The sequence below is a fragment of the Synechocystis sp. LEGE 06083 genome (genome assembly GCF_015207725.1).
GTDB classification, from domain to species: domain Bacteria; phylum Cyanobacteriota; class Cyanobacteriia; order Cyanobacteriales; family Microcystaceae; genus Synechocystis; species Synechocystis salina.
On the sequence record NZ_JADEWJ010000416.1, the window covers coordinates 1 to 1,902 of the forward strand.

The 1,902-nt window shown below is 47.3% G+C and carries 3 protein-coding genes and 1 pseudogene; all 4 read left to right on the forward strand.

Annotation, left to right across the window (positions count from 1 at the left end):
• Positions 1-216 (forward strand): annotated as a pseudogene (locus IQ219_RS19270) (circadian clock protein KaiC); the annotation flags it as partial.
• A gap of 38 nt (positions 217-254) precedes the next feature.
• Positions 255-431, forward strand: coding sequence for a PCP reductase family protein (locus IQ219_RS19275; protein ID WP_010873230.1), 177 nt, complete (start codon positions 255-257; stop codon positions 429-431).
• A 48-nt stretch (positions 432-479) separates the two neighbouring features.
• Positions 480-1,475: a glycosyltransferase family 2 protein gene (locus tag IQ219_RS19280; RefSeq protein WP_194073681.1), complete on the forward strand. Its 996-nt coding sequence runs from the start codon at positions 480-482 to the stop codon at positions 1,473-1,475.
• Between the two features lie 91 nt (positions 1,476-1,566).
• On the forward strand, positions 1,567-1,902 hold a 336-nt coding region (locus IQ219_RS19285), incomplete at its 3' end, for an alpha/beta hydrolase (RefSeq protein WP_194073682.1).

Below are 1,902 nucleotides of genomic sequence, written 5' to 3' on the forward strand. Positions count from 1 at the left end.
GTGGAAATGTATGGCGAAATGCGTCGGGGAATTACGGTGCTGAAAATGCGGGGCTCCATGCACGATAAAGATATCCGGGAATTTTCCATCGACCATAAGGGGATGCACATTGGCAAACCTTTCCGCAACGTCACCGGAATTCTGGCCGGTACCCCCATGTATACTGCCCAGAGTGAAGTGGAAAGATTGAGCGGTTTATTCAATGAGAAAATATAGTCAATTCTCCCCCTTGCAAACCCGGAGGCAATCAATCCATGCAGTGGCAAGAATCCCTACCCTGGACCCCCGAAGCCCGGCAAAAGTTGAAGAATATCCCCTATTTTGCCCGGGTGCAAGCCCGTCAGCGGATTGAGCAGTTGGCTCGGCAGGCCGATCTAGATGAGGTCACCGTGGATTTGGTAGAACAAGCCCGTCTGGAGTTCGGCCAATGATTTGGTTCGACTTTTGGGGCTAAACCCACAGGACAATCCCCTTTCACCATGGCTACAAATTCACCAGGCCGGTCTGACATCAGGGTTTACAATGGCGATCGCCAGGGGCCAATGTATTCTTTGATTGTGCCGATTTATAACGAAGAAGATAATATTCCCGTGTTATATGGTCGACTGAAGACGGTCATGGATCAATTGGGAAGTACGGAATTAGTGCTGATTAATGATGGCAGTGGCGATCGTTCCCTGGAGATGATCCGGGCTTTGCACGAGCAAGATAAACGAGTCTGTTACCTTAGCTTTGCCCGTAACTTTGGTCATCAGGTGGCGGTGACGGCGGGGTTAAACTTTGCCCGGGGCCAGGCGGTGATTATTCTCGATGCAGATTTGCAGGATCCTCCCGAATTGGTGCCCCAATTGGTGGAACGGTGGCGAGAAGGCTACAGCGTGGTCTATGCCCAACGGGTCAAACGTCGTCAGGAAAGCTGGTTTAAGCGGCTAACGGCCTATGGATTCTACCGACTGTTGCAACGGTTAGCGGACGTAAAAATTCCGGCCGATACAGGAGACTTTTGCCTAATGGACCGCCAGGTGGTGGATTTGCTCAACGCCATGCCGGAGAGAAATCGTTATATTCGGGGATTGAGGGCTTGGGTTGGCTTTCCCCAAACCGGTGTTAAATTTGAACGGGATCCTCGCCATGCCGGGGAGGTGAAATACACTTTTCGCAAATCCCTCCGTTTAGCTATCAATAGTCTGGTTTCCTTTTCCATTGTGCCCCTGCGTTTGGCCACCTATCTAGGGCTTTTAGCCGCTCTCCTGGCCATGGCTATGATGGTATTAGTTTTATACTGGCGGCTGTTCCAAACCAATTCCCCTTTAGATGGATTTGCCACAGTGGTAATTGCCAATCTGTTTTTTGGTGCGGTTCAGCTAATTTGCATTGGCATTTTAGGAGAATACATTGGCCGAATTTACGATGAAGTAAAAGGGCGGCCCCTATACACCTTGGCAGAAGTGGCCGGCTTTGAACAACTTCCTTAAAAAACAGTTTTGGATGACCTCAAAAAATATCCTCCCCAACTGATCTATCACTTTATTACCAGATTAATTAACAATTTATTTTTCTGATGCCATGATTAACTTCAAACGCTTTTTAGGAATTGCCCTTACCTCCAGTTTTTTGGTCCTAGCTTCACCAAGGGCAATCAAAGGGGCAGAAACCATCACCTTTTCGATTATGCCCCTGGGACAATTTGATATTTCTGTGCAAAGCCTGACAACTTTTGCCGAAACTGGCACCATCGACCCAGATTTCAAATTTTATACCCAACATCTCAAGCCGGAAGAACTAGAAAAATTTCGTGGTTTATTAAACCATTCTTTTAAGCTCAATTCCATAGAAGCTTTTCGTTTTTTTAATACAACTTTTGGCAAGGAAATTGCCCAACAATTGAGCTATATTATTGCC

Coding starts and splice junctions, on each gene's coding strand:
- IQ219_RS19280 (WP_194073681.1), top strand. CDS start 480: ATGGCTACAAATTCACCAGGCCGGTCTGACATCAGGGTTTACAATGGC.
- IQ219_RS19275 (WP_010873230.1), top strand. CDS start 255: ATGCAGTGGCAAGAATCCCTACCCTGGACCCCCGAAGCCCGGCAAAAG.